This window comes from Dysgonomonas sp. 521, from assembly GCF_010501055.1.
GTDB lineage: Bacteria > Bacteroidota > Bacteroidia > Bacteroidales > Dysgonomonadaceae > Dysgonomonas.
In genome coordinates this window covers 170,738-187,759 of sequence record NZ_QVMO01000008.1, presented here as the reverse complement: position 1 = coordinate 187,759, position 17,022 = coordinate 170,738, and the positions used below count along the sequence as shown (strand labels likewise).

The window sequence follows — 17,022 nt, the reverse complement described above, 5'->3', positions numbered from 1 at the left end:
GTCCTGTCTTTCAGACAGCTGGTATTGCTCATCCTTTTTCCGCAGGTCGATGACCCGCGGTTATGAAGATTTGGCTTTTCAAGCCATTTCACAACTCCTGATTGGCATTATTAAATATTTGTTTAAAAAAGTGACAAAAGTGACACCTTTTTCAATACTTTTCATTGTTACTATTTCTCTAGATAAGCCAAAGAACACTCCTTATTATTAGATAAATATATTTCAAAACAATGAATATAGATCATTAAAATACATTAGGGCAACCCAAATTAATTTTGGTTTTATTTAGAGCCTCTTAAATTTTATAGCAAATCTTTTTTATAGCTATTTTTAGATGTATTTTATCATTTTTGCTAGCCGAACCAACGGTCAGCGGAGCTAATTAGCGGGCTAGACCAAGAGTAAAAGGGAATTGAAAATCGGCGGAGCCAAAAATACGGTAAAAAGAGCATAAAAAAATTGCTAAGAACTATTGACCTGAACCTGTAATATAAATTTTCGCTAAAATTTAAACAGGCTCTAAATATATCGTTAAAAGATTCTATTACAGAGGGTAAGATAGGGTAGGGGGAGCCTACTCTTTTTCTTTTATGCGTACCAGCCGCATGATAATTTTATCGGGGTGGTCTTTATCTGTGACGGTTAAGATGTCGTCTTTTATTTCAAATTTACTCGTCTGCTGCTTTCCCATCCTGTCGGTAACAGTAATCAGGTTGCTGCTGATTGTATAAAAACCGAGACATTCACTCTTCGCTATCAGTCCGTTTGTCCTTACTTCCATATACATGGAGTCGCGGTCGATACGCAGTTCTGGGGCGACAATCGTATCTCCTCCGATAATAACCACTGTATCCCTGTTGTGATCCATTTCCATAGCCCATCTGCCCTCGATGGTCGGTTTTGTACTGCATGCCATGAGTACGATGATAAACGAAAAGCAAAAAAAGAGTTGTTTCATATTCATCCGGTTAATAGGCTGCAAGGTATGAAAAAAAATTAAATGATTGAATTTTGTGTCTCAAATTCAGATGGAGAAGGTGATAAGAATATGGCTTGAGGAGAGCTTCTGCTTTGTTATCCAATGCTAAAAAACATTTTGAGCGTTATTTCCTGGTAAACAATTGGCTTTGTTTGGTTGTTATTTTAATAAATATCCTATATTTGTTAAAAAGAAAATGTATAACACATAAAATACAGCACATTATGAAAGGATTTATATTAGGATTGGCTGTCGGCGCACTAGGTGTGTATGCGGCATTGAAGTTGTCGGATGAAGAAACAAGGCAGGAACTGCGCACAAGAGTAAATAATGCTACAGATAAGGCTAAATCGGAGCTGGATTATGGTATTTCTGTAGGGAGAAGCAAAGCTTTGCGTGCCGGAGTAAAAGCAAGGCAGGAAGTAAGAAAAGGAAAACAATTAATAAATGAAGTTACCGGAGAAGTTGCCGGAAAACTGGCAAGCGAATTATCTGAAATAGAAGCTAAAGCAAAAGCGAATGCCTGATTGGGTATGAATTCAGAAAAAACTATAAGCGAAAGGAGGCGATTGAAAAATCGCCTCCTTTTTTATCTGTGTACAGAATTATTCTCTGATTAATGGTAAGGTAGAGCACCGCAGAAGGCCTCCCATTTTCGATATTTCGTGGTAAGGGATGGTTTCTACAGTCATCCCCCATTTTTCGGACATGTGACGATTCAGCCTTTCGAAGTTTCTCTCGCTCACTACCACCGACGGGGAGATGGAGAATATATTCGTATTCATATAATACATCTCTTCCTGTGTGATTTCAAATACATTGTCCCTGCCGAAGAAATTGACAAGGAAATTGTAGTCGTCTTCATTCTTGAATCCCCGCTTGTATATGATGGCTTTGCCTTTGCCTACAGGCATAAATGTGCAATCGAGGTGGAGTATTCCTTTCCGCGGGTCTGTATCACTCTTTTCCAGTTCGAGCGGAACAAAAATTTTTTCGGGAAACAACTCTTTCAGAAAGGCGATAGCGTAAGCGTTTGTGCGGGCTGTTTTAAATTCGGAATAGTCACGTTCGGTATAAGTGCCTACAAAGATAGTTTCGTTGTACAATACCACATCCCCTCCCTCAACATGTGCCCTCTCAGGTAGATTATATATCTTGTTGAAGGCTATGTCGTTGTATATAGGTGCATAGGCTTCCTGCTCATCTGCCCTGTCGGGTATTATGTTGGAAGTGATAATCTTATCATCTATTACAAAAGCCACATCGCGCGCGTACACCTGATTGCAATTGGGCAATATAAGAGGGCGCAATACCTCTACATCATGTTTGAGCAATACCTGCTCGAAGGCTGACATTTCAGCGGCTATATCATCTTCTTTGGGATATGTCCCGTTTTGTATGCTTTCGTATGACTTGGCGTCATAAGATTCATCAAGAGCGGGTTCTTTTCCCAAAGAGTATGGTTGCCCTAAAACTACGGTTTTGAGCCGTGCAGTTTCATTTTGTATATTTAATATCATAAGTTCATTATTTATTACAAAGATAATGCTTTCAAATTGTATTATGAAACCTGAGAAACTGTTTAAATTTTATATCAATATCTTATAGCTCAACTCCTGCCTGAAAGGCAGAATCTACCTAACCGTATGCAAGCGCAGCGTAGCTTACGGAGCAAGGGGCAATTACACTCCCCCTGCCCGAAGCGGCAGGACACACAGTATGTCCTGTCTTTCAGACAGCTGGTATTGCTCATCCTTTTTCCGCAGGCCGATGATCCGCGGTTATGAAGATTTGGCTTTTCAAGCCATTTCTCAACCCCTGATTGGCATTACTAATAATATTTTATATTTTTATATTCTTAAAACACAATTAACATAATGAAGAGAATAGCGATAACCGGAGCTGCCGGAAATCTGGGCGGATTGTTGGCTCAGGGGCTGAAAGACAGAGCCGATGTCGGGCTAAACCTGCTGATACATAAGAAAAATGTTACTGATAACCTGAAAGGTAAGAAGAATATATCAGTGTTCAGGGTTGATTTGGCAAAAAAAGAAACGCTTGGCGATGCATTGCAGAATGTAGATGTTATCGTTCATTTTGCCGGAATCTTATTTAAGGCTAATCCTGAAAAATTCTTGCCAACGACCAATACTCAATACTTCAACAACTTACTGGATATTGCCGTACAGCAGGGGGTGAAACGTATTATATTGATTAGTTTTCCTCATGTAGAAGGCGAGAATACACCCGATAATCCGGCTAAAGGCGTCCTCACAGGCAGTCCTCAATCGATGCATGCCCGTACACGGCTCGAAGAAGAAAAACTGTTGTTCCAATATGGGGATAAATACGGTTTCGAAGCTGTGTCTTTACGTGTCGGGATGGTATATGGCGAAGGGATACTGATGATAGATGCAGGGCAGTGGTTTGCCCGCCATTGGCTGTTGGGTGTGTGGAAAAAACCTACATATATACATCTTATCTCTAAAGTGGATTTTGTAGATGCTACAATTGCCGCGTCACTGAATCCCGGTATACGAGGTATTTATCATCTTGGCGATGAGGGAGTGCAAACTTTGCAGCAGTTTCTGGATGACATTACAGTTTATAAAGGCAATCATAAACCGTGGCGTATGCCTGTATGGATGATAATGACAGCAGCCGGAAGCTTTGAACTGTTTTCGTCCGTTTTTGGAACCCGCAGCCCGTTGACTATAGACTTTGTCAGGATTGGGATGGCATCGTATTATGGCGATACGGGGCGTATGAGGACAGAACTGTTGCCTGAATTGAAGTACCGGACTTATAAAGATGGGATGGAGCTGTTTTGATATAAAAAGAGAAAAGAGCCTGTCATCTCGTATTAGAAGACGGGATGACAAATATTGGGATTAGCCTCTTTTTTTATCTTATTTCCTTACCAAACGGTACAAGAGCCAGATGTATCAGTTTGAAATGCTGTTTGCCAAACGGGATACCTATGATGGTAATGCAAAGGAGCACTCCCCAAAAGAGGTGTGTAAGGGCAATCCAGAATCCTCCGACGATAATCCATATTATATTCAAAATCAGGTTGAGGCATCCCGGAGCAGATTCTTTTGCTTCGACTGAACTGCCAAACGGCCAGATAGCGAGTATACCCAATTTGAAAGCCTGTAGCCCAAATGGTATGCCGATAACGGTAAGCAACATCACAAATCCGGATATAAAATATTCTATGGCTATCATAAAACCACCACAAATCAGCCAGATCAAGTTACCTAATGTTTTCATATGTTTCTTGCGTCGTTAATTATTATTCAGAATGATATAATGAAGCAAATATAGCAGGATTTTGCATACAGAATAATTTTTTATAAAGGTTAAATTCTTATTAATGGAAAATAATTCGTTTTTTTGTACCAAATAGATTTTATATGTCTAAACTGATACAAGTTATATTAGTCATATTATACTTACTTACTATCAGTAGTTGTAAGCCTTATAATAGCGATGAGGTTAATAACCGGATGATACAGGGCAAGTGGCGGCTGGTTGATATAGAAAGGGAACAGAGCGATACTGTTAACGAAGATCTGGAACAACAGGAGGTTTTTTTAATCTTCGACGGGAATAAATGTACACAGGATATGGTCGGATTGATTACGACTGAATATACCTTCTCGATACATAATTATACCTTGATGTTGTATAAAGATTCTGTTTTTGATAATAATCTTTATATAAATACGTTAACGTCCGATTCTCTGATTTTTACTAAAGGGGCGGATCAGGTCATGATATATAAAAAAATGGAGCAATAGCCTTACTGCTCCATTTTTTTTATATATCGTGTGTGATCTATTCCACCTTTTCCACCCATCTTTTCTCCGTATAGATATTCTCCGGATTTTTGTCTGTCCTGTATTCGTTGAAGCTGACAAAGGTGTCGCTATTCCACTCTTTAACCCATAGGAAGAATGATTTATTTTCTCTGTTTCCATTTTCATCCTGTACCTGGTAGAATGCATAGATGATATCGTCGACGATACTTGTCGGACAATTTATATCAGTCCACTCCCAGTTCCCGCTTTTGTCGTATACTTTATATTTATATATACACCTGAGGTCGTTTTTGTTATTGTATTCAAATGTATACACATTACTTTTGATTGTATCCAGATACGCTTTTGAGTAATTACGTAGAAATTCACCATTCAGAATCATCGCGTAGTCGGAAACTTCCCATGATCCTAACAGTTTATTTATATTGCCTGATACATCGATCTTTTCTACATTGGGATGTATAGTGGTGCCATACTTGCGCATCGATCTGGCATCTTTTACAATAAAGCTACTGCCTGAATTAAAGAATTTATAGACGGTTAAGGAACTTTTGTCTAAATATAACTGTGATATTACGTCTTTACTTACGAAAGACGTGTCTCTACCGTCATGTCTAAGAACAGACAGAATGATTGTATCTTTATTTATTTTGTAGTTACCACTATCTATTAAGGCATTCACTACATTCCTGTTTTCAAATGTATAGGTACCATCTGCACTTTTTTCAAATTTATTGATAAATCCGTCATATTCCGGATTCCTGAAACTAGGGAAATCCTTTCTCGAACCATCGCTAAGGAGCTGGCTTACTTTCTTTACAGAGTAATATATTTCCCATGTGCCCAGCAAGTCGTCTTCTTTTACACTTTTAGGATCAACTATAGGAGGTGTTGGATTTGGATCATCCGGATCAGAGCCACCGCTATTACAACTGCTTAAACCTATTGTGAGAAGAAGGGAAAGGGCGTAGATTAATTTCTTTATCATCGTTTTACTGGTGAACCGTTGTTGTATGTATGTTTATGTTTGACACAAAGATACAATAAATTAATAAAATATTAAGTTGTAAAGTTTAGTTTTCAATTTATTAAGAGTTTGTTTAAATTTTAGCGAAAATTAAAAAAGGCTCTTAACAGATCTGGCTCTTTTAAATGCTTAACGTATAATTTTGTAAATTATTATAGGGCGTTCATATTTATTTTCTATTGATAAATTACTCCTTATTGCCATCTCTATCTGTCGATAATTGCTTCTTCAATATCAGCGGGTAGCTGTAGTCGTAGTCGTTGACGAGCAATCTCATTATATTGTTATTTAAAGACAATACCTTGAAAGATATCTGTCTGGCTTTTCTATCGCCTGTCTTGCTATGCAGCAAGTCGAAATAAATGACATTGATAGTATCCTCCAGAAGCGTGTATTTTCCTGTAATGTTAAAAAGGATGACACCATCGGAAGCCTCTCCCAGATGAAATACATTATTCTCCCTGAATATGTATGTATAAGGATATTCCGGTTCCGTATAGGTTTCCGTGTTATCCGTTTCTTTCACTTCTACCCATCGTCCGGTGATCTTTTCTATTGCCAGAGGAGTGTCTTGGGAAAAGACGCTCAGGCAGAGACTCCAAAGTGACCAAAGTAAAATAATTTTCTTCATCTATGTTCTGTATCTTAGGTTGCCGGTTGATCCTCTATTATTTAGCCAGTTCAGCTATTTCATCGGACTGATATACATGGAAGCCCACGGTGTTTTGCCGGGCTATTTTGTACATGGCCTCAGCTACTTTCTTCGCTTTTATCGGCCTGTATTTTCTTAATTTGCCAATAAAAAACACAGATAGGAGCGTCATCACATATTTAGCTAATTTTTCTCCGAGCCGGAATTCTTTCCTGTTCCCTTCCAACAGGGATGGTCTGAATATAGAAATAGACTGGAATGGTAGTTTTCTCAATTCTTCCTCGCATTTCCCTTTTGTTCGCAGGTAAAAATTGTCTGATTCGGCATTAGCGCCGATGGACGATATAATTGAAAACTGTTTTGTACCATTTGTCGCAGCTACTCTGGCAAATTGCAAGGGGTAGGTAAGGTCTACTTTTTCGAAAGCTTCCTGGCTGCCTGCTTTTTTTATCGTAGTACCCAGGCAACAAAACATATCATTGCCTTCCACATATTCTTTATACGAATCGGTGTCGTCAAAATCAACAACATATTGTGTCAGTTTCGGGTGCGATATTTTTGTGTTTTGCCGTACAAAGCTGATTACCTTATCATAGATTTCGCTGTTTAGCAGTATCTTCAATAGATGCGATCCGGTTAGTCCTGTACTTCCAATTATAATAGCGGTCTTTGTCATTTATTCTGAATTAGTCTTTTGTTTATAACGTATTGATGGCAATAATAATGCCAATGTTTTATCCAGTTTTGACGTGCTTAGGCAAGATATGATATTTTTAAATATAAAAGGCATAAAAGCACTAATATTATATACAAAATAACAGTTGTAAGGACAGTTGCAGTTGCTATATAGATAATTCTGCTACTGGCCGGCATCACTTTTTTCTTTAGTATCCGCCACCAGATAAGCCCGATGGGTATCGCCATTATCAGAAAATATATTATAAGTTCATAGCCAAAGCCTAATGATATGCCGTCCGGGTTGATGTTTATATCCATTTTGTTTATTGTCTGGTTATTCAAGGTCGACCACGGTGATGCCTGTCCCTCCAAATTGTACGTGCTCGTCCTGATAGTGGCGTACACCCGGAGCCAAACGCAGGTAGTCCCGGATCATTTGCCGCAAGGCTCCCGTTCCCGTTCCGTGTAATATGCGTACGCGCGACATGCCTACCAGTATGGCGTCATCGACAAAATACATAACAGCTTGCAGTGCTTCTTCGCCGCGCATACCCCTTACGTCAATATCCTGTTTGAAGTTGAGCTTCTTTTCACGCACATCGTCACTGGCGGCGGCGCTTACAAGTGTACTCTTTGTCTCCCGTTTTACCTGATTTTTGCTTATATATTCAAGGGTGTCGAGCTTGGCGGTAGATTTTATCATACCGAAAGCAACCGTCGCATTCCCTTTTTGTATATCCAGTACCTGCCCTATCGAGGTTTGTCCTTTTATGCGTACATTATCGCCAACAGAGATGGGTTGTTCCTTGTGCTCTTTGGGTGGGTTATTTTTCGTTTTCTTGCCCTTTTCCTTCTCTTTTAATTTCTGGATTTTGCGCGCTATCTTCTCATCGGCGAAATTAGCATCATTGCCCAGAGAAGACTTGAACTCATTCAGAGCCTGTCTCGCCTGTTTGGTTTTTTCTTTTTCGGCCTGAGATTCACGGATTGTGCGTATTGTATTTTCTATTTTCGCGTTGGTCTCAGCTAAAATGCGTTCCGCATCTGCTTTTGCCTGACGGATTATCTCCTTTCGCTGCTTCTCCACACTGAGCAGGTCTGTTTCGTAAGTCTCTGTAATTTCCTCCAACCGCTTTTCCTTCTGGCGGATATTCTGGCGTTTGGTTTCCCAGTAGCGTTTGTCGCGGACAATATCCTGCAGGTATTTATCCATATTTATATAGTCGCTGCCTACTATTTCGGAAGCATCGGTGATGACGTCTTCCGGTAAGCCTATCTTGCGGGCGATCTCTATGGCAAAGGAACTCCCCGGATTACCTATCGACAGTGTAAACAGGGGTTGCATCAGGTGGCGGTCGTATAGCATGGCTCCGTTTATAACCCCTTTGTTCTCGTTCGCAAAATGCTTCAGGTTCTGGTAGTGGGTGGTAATTACGCCGAACGCGCCTTTTTCGTTAAAGCGTTTAAGGAGCGATTCAGCGATTGCCCCTCCAATCTGAGGCTCTGTTCCCCCTCCGAATTCGTCTATCAGCAGGATTGTCTTTTTATCGCAGTTCCTCACAAAAAACTTCATGTTGGTAAGGTGGGAGCTATATGTGCTCAGGTCGTTTTCGATAGATTGCTCATCGCCTATGTCGATAAAGACATTGTCGAATATCCCTACTATCGAGTTTTCGTCCAACGGTATCGGTACCCCGCATTGTACCATATATTGAAGCAGTCCAACGGTTTTGAGGCATACGGACTTGCCTCCGGCATTAGGCCCTGAGATAATTAATATGCGGTTGTCATCCTCCAGTTCTATGTCGAGGGGTATTATCTGTTTATTCTGTTTTCTGTGCGATAAGAACAAAAGCGGATGTTTTGCCCTGTACCATCTTATAATCTGTTTGTCCTCTATGGCCGGCTTTATAGCGTTGAGGTCGATTGACAAAACAGCCTTGGCTCTGATAAAGTCTATTTTAGCAAGAAACTCGTACGATTGCAGGATGTCCGGCACGGATGGGCGCAGGATATCCGTGAAATTTATAAGTATTTTTATAATCTCCCGGCGTTCCTCGCTTTCCAGTTCCCTGATCCGGTTGTTTGCTTCAACTACTTCGGCGGGCTCTATAAATACCGTTTTCCCTGATGCCGACTCATCGTGTACGATACCTTTTATCTTCCGCTTAAATGCCGGGGCTACGGGAATAACAAGGCGTCCGTCGCGCATTGTAGGCGTCACGTCCTTTTCTACCAGCCCTTCGCTTTGCGCTGTCCGCAGTATGGCGTTGAGGCTGCGCGATATGCCACCCGATACATGTGCGATGTCTTTCCTTATCCTGTTTAATTCAGTAGATGCATTGTCTTTTATCCGCCCAAATTTGTCGAGTATATTGTCTATTTTACTTATCAGCTGGGGGAAAACGGCTACATCGCCTGCTAAAGCATATAGATAGGGGTAAGGTGTATTTTCTTCATCCTCTTTTTTTAAGAAGCTCACGATGTCCCTGATTGTCTGCAAAGAACGTCGCAAGTCAAACAGGGCTGTCTCGTCTATCCATGTGCCTTCTACGCGTATGCTTTTTAGAGCAGGCCTTACATCGAGAAAATAATTCGTAGGGAAATTGTCTTCCTCTTTTATGATGCGGATGAATTCTTCGGTTTGGGATAAAGACCCTGTAATGTATGCGTAGTCGGAAGAAAATGCCAGTTCTGCTACCTTCTCTTCTCCTAGCGGGCTCAGGCATTTGTCTGTCAGCAGCCCTCTTATTTTGTCGAATCCTATTTTAGATTCAAAGTTTTCGGGATAAGTCACTATGTTTAGTAATATGTAAGTATTTAGAGTCTGTTTTTATAATATAACTATCTATTTATTGTTATATAAGTCAAAGTAATATATAGGCCGGAGACCTTAATTAAATCGGATACAAAGATAATGAAATAGATTAATCCGGATTTAAAACTTTTTTTTAATAAATTGATGGAATATGCTTGTTAAATAAAAAATTTAGTTTTATTTTTGTGAAGAATAATAAAAGAGGAATTATTTTTATTAATCTTTGCAAACTGTATAAATACGACGTATCAAATCTTCATTATTGAAAAAGAAAAGGACTATACATTAATTTTACTACCTGTAAAACGAAGAAGCCCAAAAAGATAACATTCAAAGTAATATAAGAGGTAAATTAATTAAAATCTTAGTGTTTTATAAGTATGTTCTGGTTTTGCTGATACGAATCAAAAATATATACCAATGCAAGAGAGGAGTGACTAAAGGATTTATTGGGCATTTATTATCCTGCAATGACTCTTATCTTTAAACTAACAAGTGTTTTACCTCATTTGTTTGCTTGTGAAAGTAGATTCTTGAGTTTTGTCATTGAAAACACTTCTCTTACGCATTGGTTTCTCTAAAAATATCCATATCTGATTTTTTTTATAAGTCTGGGGTTGAGTACATGGCAAAAATAGAATGTAATTCTATGCTGCCCTTCGGTTTCGCCGACTTTGGTCCGCCTTCGCTTCGACGATCGCTGATTCAATTCTGGGCACGCTTCTTCGTGGATTCTGTGTTGGGCATGGGATAACAGGCTTTTGATATATACTTCCTTCAGTGTATCCCGAAAGAAACAGGCTGAATGCCAGAAGTATTCGAAATCCTTTTTTATACTCATTCTAAATAAAGGTTGTTTTTCTTTCTCTTTTCAGATAAAAATACGCATCTTTGTATCCCTAAAATATAAGAAGGAAATAGATTATGCTTTTATCTGATTTGAAAACGGGAGAGAAAGGTGTTATTGTCCGGGTCAACGGTAGCGGCGCCTTTCGTAAGCGTATTCTTGAGATGGGTTTTATTAGAGGTAAGACAATTAAAGTTATACTGAACGCACCGCTTAAGGATCCCATCAAATATAAGATAATGGATTATGAGGTTTCGCTTCGTAGGAGTGAGGCAAGGCTTATAGAGGTGGTGTATTCTGATACCCGAAATAAGAAAGAAGAATCTACATTGCATAATGTTCATAATACCGTATCTTTTCAGCATTCCGAATCGGAAGAAATACACGCCCAGTCTCATAAGCCTCATTTTGAAAATAAGAAGATAATTACGGTAGCGTTGGTGGGGAATCCGAATGCCGGAAAAACGTCCTTGTTTAATATAGCCTCTGGCGCCCACGAACATGTGGGGAACTATGGCGGTGTAACAGTGGATTCAAAAGAGGGGAAGTTTAAACATGGAGGATATACTTTCCATATTGTGGATCTGCCCGGAACATATTCACTTTCGGCATATACACCCGAAGAATTGTTTGTGCGGAGGCATATTGTCGAAGATCAGCCTGATGTGGTAATAAATATAGTGGCGGCTTCTAATCTGGAGCGCAATCTCTATCTTACAACAGAGCTTATCGATATGGAAGTCCCTGCTGTGATCGCCCTCAATATGTATGATGAGTTGCAAGAGACCGGTAGTGAATTTGATTATCGGAGCTTGTCGGAAATGATCGGTATTCCTATCGTTCCTACAGTTGCAAAGTCGGGCTTGGGTATCGGAGACCTGTTTGACGCAGTAATCCGTGTTTATGAAGGAAATGAGCCTGTTGTGCGCCGTGTGCATGTGTATTATGGCAATGTGGTCGAAAATTCGGTAAGCAAATTAAATATACTTCTGGAAAAAGATAAAAAAAATCAGTTAGCTTTTCCCAGACGCTATATCTCTGTTAAGTTGTTAGAAAAAGATGAAGATATAGATAAATATGTAAGTTCTTTGCCAAACGCGAAAGATATCTATGCCTTAAGGGACGCTGAGGTAAGGTACATAGAGGAGACCTTAAAGGAGGATACGGAGTCGGTCTTAACGAATGCCCGTTATGGTTTCGTTGCGGGAGGATTGAAACAGACCTTGAAAGAAAAGTTGGTAGAGTCCGATGTTACGCGCGTGATAGATGCTGTGGTTACCAATAAATACCTTGGTTTTCCTATCTTTTTCCTTTTTATGTGGATCATGTTTGAATGTACATTCCGTTTAGGCGGGTATCCCATGGAGTGGATAGAAAGCGGGGTTGGCGCACTGGGCGACCTTGTACGTGGCAATATGGCGAATGGTATGCTTAAAGACTTATTGGTAGATGGGATTATAGGCGGAGTTGGAGGGGTAATAGTCTTCTTGCCCAATATCCTGATATTATATGCATTTATTTCCTTTATGGAAGATTCGGGCTATATGGCACGGGCGGCCTTTATAATGGATAAGGTGATGCACAAAATGGGCCTGCACGGTAAGTCGTTTATCCCGTTGGTTATGGGTTTTGGTTGCAATGTGCCGGCTATCTTGTCTACAAGGACTATCGAGAGCCGCAACAGCCGTATGATAACGATGTTGATAAACCCCTTTATGTCGTGTAGCGCGCGCTTGCCTGTTTACCTGCTGTTTGTCGGGGTCTTTTTTAAATCGTATGCAAGTTTTGTCTTGTTCGGCTTATATTTTACGGGCATATTGATAGCAGTCTTTTCTGCCCGCCTGTTTAAGCGTTTCCTTTTCCCTAAGGAAGATACGCCTTTTGTTATGGAACTACCTCCGTATCGTATGCCTACGGCAAGATCGGTAGCTATACATATGTGGGACAAATCCCAGCAATATTTACGCAAGATGGGAGGAGTCATCCTTATTGCATCTATTATAATATGGTTTTTAGGTTATTTTCCTCTCGATAAGGAGCGGGAAGCAAAATATGACGATATGGTGGCTCAGGTAGAGCAGCAGAATGATATAGCTTACGATGAAAAGGATACCCGTATAGTGGAGATAGAAGAACGGCGGAATATAGATCATCAGGAAGATTCGTATATTGGCCGTATAGGGAAAGCTATCGAGCCTGTTATGAGACCACTTGGCTTTGACTGGAAAATCAGTGTCAGTTTGCTCTCTGGTATGGCTGCTAAAGAGGTGGTGGTGAGTACGCTGGGTGTGTTATATACCGGAAGTTCGGAGAATCAGGAATCCTTGGAATCTCGTTTGACTGCGGAAAAGCAGGCTGATGGCTTACCTGTGTTTACTCCTTTGGTTGTTGTCAGTTTGTTGCTTTTTGTCTTGATTTACTTTCCATGTGTCGCCACTATTGCTGCTATAAAAGAAGAGTCCGGTTCATGGAAATGGGGCATTTTTAGTATCATTTATACAACGATGTTAGCCTGGATTATCTCATTTGTTGTTTATCAGGTTGGAAGTTTGTTCTAAATTGTCTGTATTTCCTGACTATTTGTTCTACTAGTGTGGTTTTTATAAATTTATGACAGGGAAAACGATGACTATTGTGGCTCTTTTCTTATTTTTACAAAACGCTAAAAAAAAGTGTTAAATCTTTGTTTTTCATAGAACAGCAAATCGCTGTTTACTAGCCGTATTCTTGGTTTAGACTGTAATTGCCTTTCAATATGTTCGTTATTTAACATTAGGTCTCTCTTTATATGCTCGTTTGTCTGCATTTTTGTATATATATGCTTTCAAAATGTCAAAATTTATATAAATTAATTCAATGTTTGTTTTTTCGTGAAAATTGTCTAAATTTGCATATCAAAAAGCAAACTGATGCTAAAACGTCCAATATCGCATCAAAGTGTTAAATGGATAGTGTCGATTTGAAGTTTTAATTTATAATTAAAAGTAGTGTTTGTATGAAGAAAAGAGTGATGTTGATTTTATCCTGCTTATTGCTAAGCATAGGATTTATTACAGCGCAAACAACTCGTGTAACCGGTGTCGTTGTAGACGATATTGGTGAACCGGTTATTGGTGCTTCGGTCGTTGTTAAAGGAACAACTGTTGGTACAATAACAGAAGTTGATGGTACTTTTGGTATTAATGTTCCTGAAGGACGTAATACCTTGGTTTTCTCACTGGTTGGGATGCAGCCGGTAGAAGCAACAGCCGCCCAAGATATGAAAGTGGTTATGAAGAATGACGATACAGCTTTGGCGGAAGTAGAGATTGTAGGAGCAATGGGTATTAACCGCTCCCCAAGGTCTGTGGGTTTCGCACAATCGGTAGTTGATCCGAAAGAAGCTGTTCTAAAAGCAGAACCGGATTTGTTCCGCTCATTGAGTGGTAAAATACCTGGAGTTCATATAGCTTCATCATCGTCAACCCCAGGTAGTGCTACGAAGGTTCAGGTCAGAGGAGCTACTTCGTTTTATGGCTCCAATGAGCCACTCTATGTTGTGGATGGTATTCCTTACAACAATCCCCAAATCGAAACAGGTAACAGGTTAACAACTGCTGGAGCTTACGGAACAGGTATTTCTACGCTCGACCCGAATGACATCGCATCAATGGATGTGCTGAAAGGGGCTGCCGCCGCTGCCCTGTATGGAAGCCGTGCTGCCAATGGTGTTGTGTTGATAACAACTAAATCGGGAAGTAAAAGAGCACGCCCTTCTCAGAAAAAACTTGAAGTAACACTTGCTTCATCATACTCTGTAGAGAATATCGCTTCATTACCTAAATATCAGAATATGTATGGGCAAGGTTCCAATTTTACATATTCTAATGCAAATGGTTCTTGGGGGCCTGCTTTTGGTTCTCTGGCAACCATTCCTACATATCCTGATTATCTTAAGGCTTATCCTGATATGGATGCAACAATGCCTTATCAGGCTTACCCGAATAATGTAAAAGACCTATTCAATACAGGTGGTATATTTGATAATTCGGTAAATGTGATAAGCTACAACGATAAAGGAAGTTTCAGTACTACCGTATCATATATTCAGCAGGATGGGATAGTCCCTCATTCCGAATTTGACCGTACTTCATTCAGTGTAGGCGGTAACCAGAAATTAGATAATGGTATTGTTGTGGGAGGTACACTAGCCTACTCCAAAACCAACCAGAGCGGCCCATTCTTCGGAGCCGGAAATTATGGGGGGTCAGTTAGCTCTTTTGCCCGTACTATGTTAATGCCACGTAACGTTGATGCCGCAGGATTGCCTTATGAGAAACTTGATGGATCAAGTCTTATGGCTTTCAGTGGCTCTTCTGTCGACAATCCTTTGTGGTCGTGGAAGAACAATAAAATTACTTCAGAGCAGGAACGTATTACAGCGACTGTTAATGTAAGTTATGATATTACAAAATGGTTGTCTGCTTATTATCAGTATGGTTTGAACCATTATAGAATGGATCGTAAACAAGTCATAAATATCGGTTCGACAGGACCTAGCGGTTTTGTTGGGCAAGGACAAATTACAGATGATAACTATAAGTCGGAGGAGTTTGAGTCGAATTTCAATCTTACATTCAAACACAAGATTATAGAAGATCTTGATTTGAGGGCGGTGTTTGGTCATAATGCCAATCAACGTAAAACTGTTCAGACGCAACTAGTTGGTAATAAGATGATCTATAAAGGGATTTATAATATTAGCAATACGGAGGAACAAACAGCAGATATTGATAATACGAGGAATATGAAGAGAAGATTGTGGGCATTGTATACCGACATCTCACTGAATTATAAAAATTATGCATTTTTTAATTTCACATTGCGTAACGACCACTCCTCTACGTTGCCGGTAAAGAATAACAGCTATTTCTATCCATCTTTCTCAGGTTCTTTCGTTTTCAGCGAAGCCTTTGGGATCGAAGATAGTGCTTTGAGTTTTGGTAAACTCCGTGCCAGTTGGGGACGAGTAGGTAACGATGCATCACCTTATGCTGTAAATGGGGCTTTTGGGCCGAACGGCACATTCGGTGGAAAGCCGTTAATGTATTTGCCAACCACTTTGTACGATCCGGAATTAAAACCGGAATTTAAGACCGAATATGAGTTTGGAACCGAATTATTGTTTTTTGGAGGTAGAGCAGGACTTGATTTTACTTGGTATCATCAAACAATGACCGATCAAATAGCTTCAGTTAGTTTGGCGCGTTCGACAGGTTCATCTGCTTATTATACCAATTTTGGGAAGATGACAAATAAAGGAATAGAAATGGGGCTCACCCTGGTTCCTGTTGAATTGAGAAATTCTTTCAGATGGCATATCTATGGAGTCTTTACCAAAAATGTCAATAAAGTTGTTGAACTGACAGGTGGACTGGATCAAATGACGATTTCAACCAATTCATCATCCGAGCCTCAGATCCTCATTAAACCGGGCTATTCTTACGGATATTTGCGCGGTTCGGGAATTGCGCGGGACGAAGACGGAACGCCGCTTATAAATCCAAATACCGGTACTTATATGGAGGCTTCAGAATGGATTGATTTAGGCGATCCATATCCTGATAGTAAATTGACAATTACAAATACATTTTCTTACAAAGGCTTTACTCTCAGCGCTATGTTTGATGCAAGCTTTGGTGGCAAAATAATATCCGGTACAGTGTCTGATCTGTTGGGACGTGGTGTTACAAGAGATACAGAAAATCGTTTGGGAACCCGTGTCCTATATGGAGTTTTAGCCGATCCTGACACTCAAAAACCGTTATTGGATGCTAGTGGAAACAGGATAATGAATACGGTACAGATGTCTGAAAACGAGCTATGGTTTGCGTCAAGTGGAACCAATCCTACATTTGCTATGAATGGTGTGCACGAGTTTCAAACATTCGACGCGACAGTATTCCGCTTGAATGAGATAACTTTAGGGTATGACATTCCTGCTGCCTGGTTGAAAAAAACATTTATAGGTTCAGCAACAGTCTCTGTTATCGGGAGAAACTTATGGTACTATGCTCCCGGAATACCAAAATACACAAAATTCGACCCAAGTTCCAATTCTTTTGGTGCGGGTAATGCACAGGGTATTGAAAGGGAAACTGCGCCTACAGCAAGAAGAATAGGATTTAACGTTAAATTAACATTCTAATTGGCAATTA

At 40.0% G+C, this 17,022-nt stretch carries 13 protein-coding genes; 6 read left to right on the top strand and 7 right to left on the bottom strand.

Annotation, left to right across the window (positions count from 1 at the left end):
* Positions 1 to 211, top strand: a 211-nt coding sequence (locus tag D0T84_RS22520; RefSeq protein ID WP_221413114.1) for a hypothetical protein, incomplete at its 5' end; no start/stop codon positions are given.
* Positions 212 to 574: 363 nt separating this feature from the next.
* Here D0T84_RS22520 and D0T84_RS04760 read toward each other — a convergent pair.
* Complete coding sequence (locus tag D0T84_RS04760; RefSeq protein ID WP_185155686.1) at positions 575 to 958, bottom strand: hypothetical protein; 384 nt, start codon at positions 956 to 958, stop codon at positions 575 to 577.
* 245 nt (positions 959 to 1,203) lie between these two features.
* Here D0T84_RS04760 and D0T84_RS04755 point away from each other — a divergent pair, with 245 nt between their 5' ends.
* A complete protein-coding gene (locus tag D0T84_RS04755; RefSeq protein WP_163306555.1) occupies positions 1,204 to 1,506 on the top strand; it encodes a hypothetical protein in 303 nt (100 codons plus the stop codon).
* A gap of 78 nt (positions 1,507 to 1,584) precedes the next feature.
* On the opposite strand, the gene D0T84_RS04750 is transcribed toward D0T84_RS04755, so the two are convergent.
* Complete coding sequence (locus D0T84_RS04750) at positions 1,585 to 2,499, bottom strand: dimethylarginine dimethylaminohydrolase family protein (RefSeq protein WP_163306553.1); 915 nt, start codon at positions 2,497 to 2,499, stop codon at positions 1,585 to 1,587.
* A 357-nt stretch (positions 2,500 to 2,856) separates the two neighbouring features.
* Here D0T84_RS04750 and D0T84_RS04745 point away from each other — a divergent pair, with 357 nt between their 5' ends.
* Positions 2,857 to 3,810, top strand: coding sequence for an NAD(P)-dependent oxidoreductase (locus D0T84_RS04745; protein WP_163306551.1), 954 nt, complete (start codon positions 2,857 to 2,859; stop codon positions 3,808 to 3,810).
* A 73-nt stretch (positions 3,811 to 3,883) separates the two neighbouring features.
* On the opposite strand, the gene D0T84_RS04740 is transcribed toward D0T84_RS04745, so the two are convergent.
* Entirely contained in the window at positions 3,884 to 4,252 is a 369-nt protein-coding gene (locus D0T84_RS04740; RefSeq protein WP_163306549.1) for a YccF domain-containing protein, read from the bottom strand.
* Positions 4,253 to 4,395: 143 nt separating this feature from the next.
* Between D0T84_RS04740 and D0T84_RS04735 the strand changes: the two genes are divergently transcribed.
* Positions 4,396 to 4,782 carry a hypothetical protein gene (locus D0T84_RS04735; RefSeq protein ID WP_163306547.1) on the top strand — a complete coding sequence of 129 codons (387 nt, stop codon included), beginning with the start codon at positions 4,396 to 4,398 and terminating at the stop codon, positions 4,780 to 4,782.
* 37 nt (positions 4,783 to 4,819) lie between these two features.
* Here D0T84_RS04735 and D0T84_RS04730 read toward each other — a convergent pair whose 3' ends face one another.
* The 4 genes from D0T84_RS04730 to D0T84_RS04715 all read right to left on the bottom strand — a co-directional run bounded on the left by D0T84_RS04730 (position 4,820) and on the right by D0T84_RS04715 (position 9,957).
* Positions 4,820 to 5,791, bottom strand: a complete 972-nt coding sequence (locus tag D0T84_RS04730) for a hypothetical protein (RefSeq protein WP_163306545.1) — start codon at positions 5,789 to 5,791, stop codon at positions 4,820 to 4,822.
* Positions 5,792 to 6,017: 226 nt separating this feature from the next.
* On the bottom strand, positions 6,018 to 6,461 hold the full coding sequence (locus tag D0T84_RS04725; RefSeq protein WP_163306543.1) for a lipocalin family protein: 444 nt from the start codon (positions 6,459 to 6,461) through the stop codon (positions 6,018 to 6,020).
* A gap of 37 nt (positions 6,462 to 6,498) precedes the next feature.
* Positions 6,499 to 7,158, bottom strand: a complete 660-nt coding sequence (locus tag D0T84_RS04720) for an oxidoreductase (protein WP_163306541.1) — start codon at positions 7,156 to 7,158, stop codon at positions 6,499 to 6,501.
* A 336-nt stretch (positions 7,159 to 7,494) separates the two neighbouring features.
* On the bottom strand, positions 7,495 to 9,957 hold the full coding sequence (locus D0T84_RS04715) for an endonuclease MutS2 (RefSeq protein ID WP_163306539.1): 2,463 nt from the start codon (positions 9,955 to 9,957) through the stop codon (positions 7,495 to 7,497).
* A 945-nt stretch (positions 9,958 to 10,902) separates the two neighbouring features.
* Here D0T84_RS04715 and feoB point away from each other — a divergent pair.
* Together feoB and D0T84_RS04705 are read left to right on the top strand one after the other, a co-directional pair.
* Positions 10,903 to 13,383 carry a ferrous iron transport protein B gene (feoB, locus tag D0T84_RS04710; protein ID WP_163306537.1) on the top strand — a complete coding sequence of 827 codons (2,481 nt, stop codon included), beginning with the start codon at positions 10,903 to 10,905 and terminating at the stop codon, positions 13,381 to 13,383.
* 437 nt (positions 13,384 to 13,820) lie between these two features.
* On the top strand, positions 13,821 to 17,012 hold the full coding sequence (locus D0T84_RS04705) for a SusC/RagA family TonB-linked outer membrane protein (RefSeq protein WP_163306535.1): 3,192 nt from the start codon (positions 13,821 to 13,823) through the stop codon (positions 17,010 to 17,012).
* Positions 17,013 to 17,022 lie beyond the last annotated feature (10 nt).

What these genes read in the sequence shown, in the direction of transcription:
- D0T84_RS04760 (WP_185155686.1), bottom strand. Translation starts at nt 958, where the DNA reads ATGAAACAACTCTTTTTTTGCTTTTCGTTTATCATCGTACTCATGGCA.
- D0T84_RS04755 (WP_163306555.1), top strand. Translation starts at nt 1,204, where the DNA reads ATGAAAGGATTTATATTAGGATTGGCTGTCGGCGCACTAGGTGTGTAT.
- D0T84_RS04750 (WP_163306553.1), bottom strand. Translation starts at nt 2,499, where the DNA reads ATGATATTAAATATACAAAATGAAACTGCACGGCTCAAAACCGTAGTT.
- D0T84_RS04745 (WP_163306551.1), top strand. Translation starts at nt 2,857, where the DNA reads ATGAAGAGAATAGCGATAACCGGAGCTGCCGGAAATCTGGGCGGATTG.
- D0T84_RS04740 (WP_163306549.1), bottom strand. Translation starts at nt 4,252, where the DNA reads ATGAAAACATTAGGTAACTTGATCTGGCTGATTTGTGGTGGTTTTATG.
- D0T84_RS04735 (WP_163306547.1), top strand. Translation starts at nt 4,396, where the DNA reads ATGTCTAAACTGATACAAGTTATATTAGTCATATTATACTTACTTACT.
- D0T84_RS04730 (WP_163306545.1), bottom strand. Translation starts at nt 5,791, where the DNA reads ATGATAAAGAAATTAATCTACGCCCTTTCCCTTCTTCTCACAATAGGT.
- D0T84_RS04725 (WP_163306543.1), bottom strand. Translation starts at nt 6,461, where the DNA reads ATGAAGAAAATTATTTTACTTTGGTCACTTTGGAGTCTCTGCCTGAGC.
- D0T84_RS04720 (WP_163306541.1), bottom strand. Translation starts at nt 7,158, where the DNA reads ATGACAAAGACCGCTATTATAATTGGAAGTACAGGACTAACCGGATCG.
- feoB (WP_163306537.1), top strand. Translation starts at nt 10,903, where the DNA reads ATGCTTTTATCTGATTTGAAAACGGGAGAGAAAGGTGTTATTGTCCGG.
- D0T84_RS04705 (WP_163306535.1), top strand. Translation starts at nt 13,821, where the DNA reads ATGAAGAAAAGAGTGATGTTGATTTTATCCTGCTTATTGCTAAGCATA.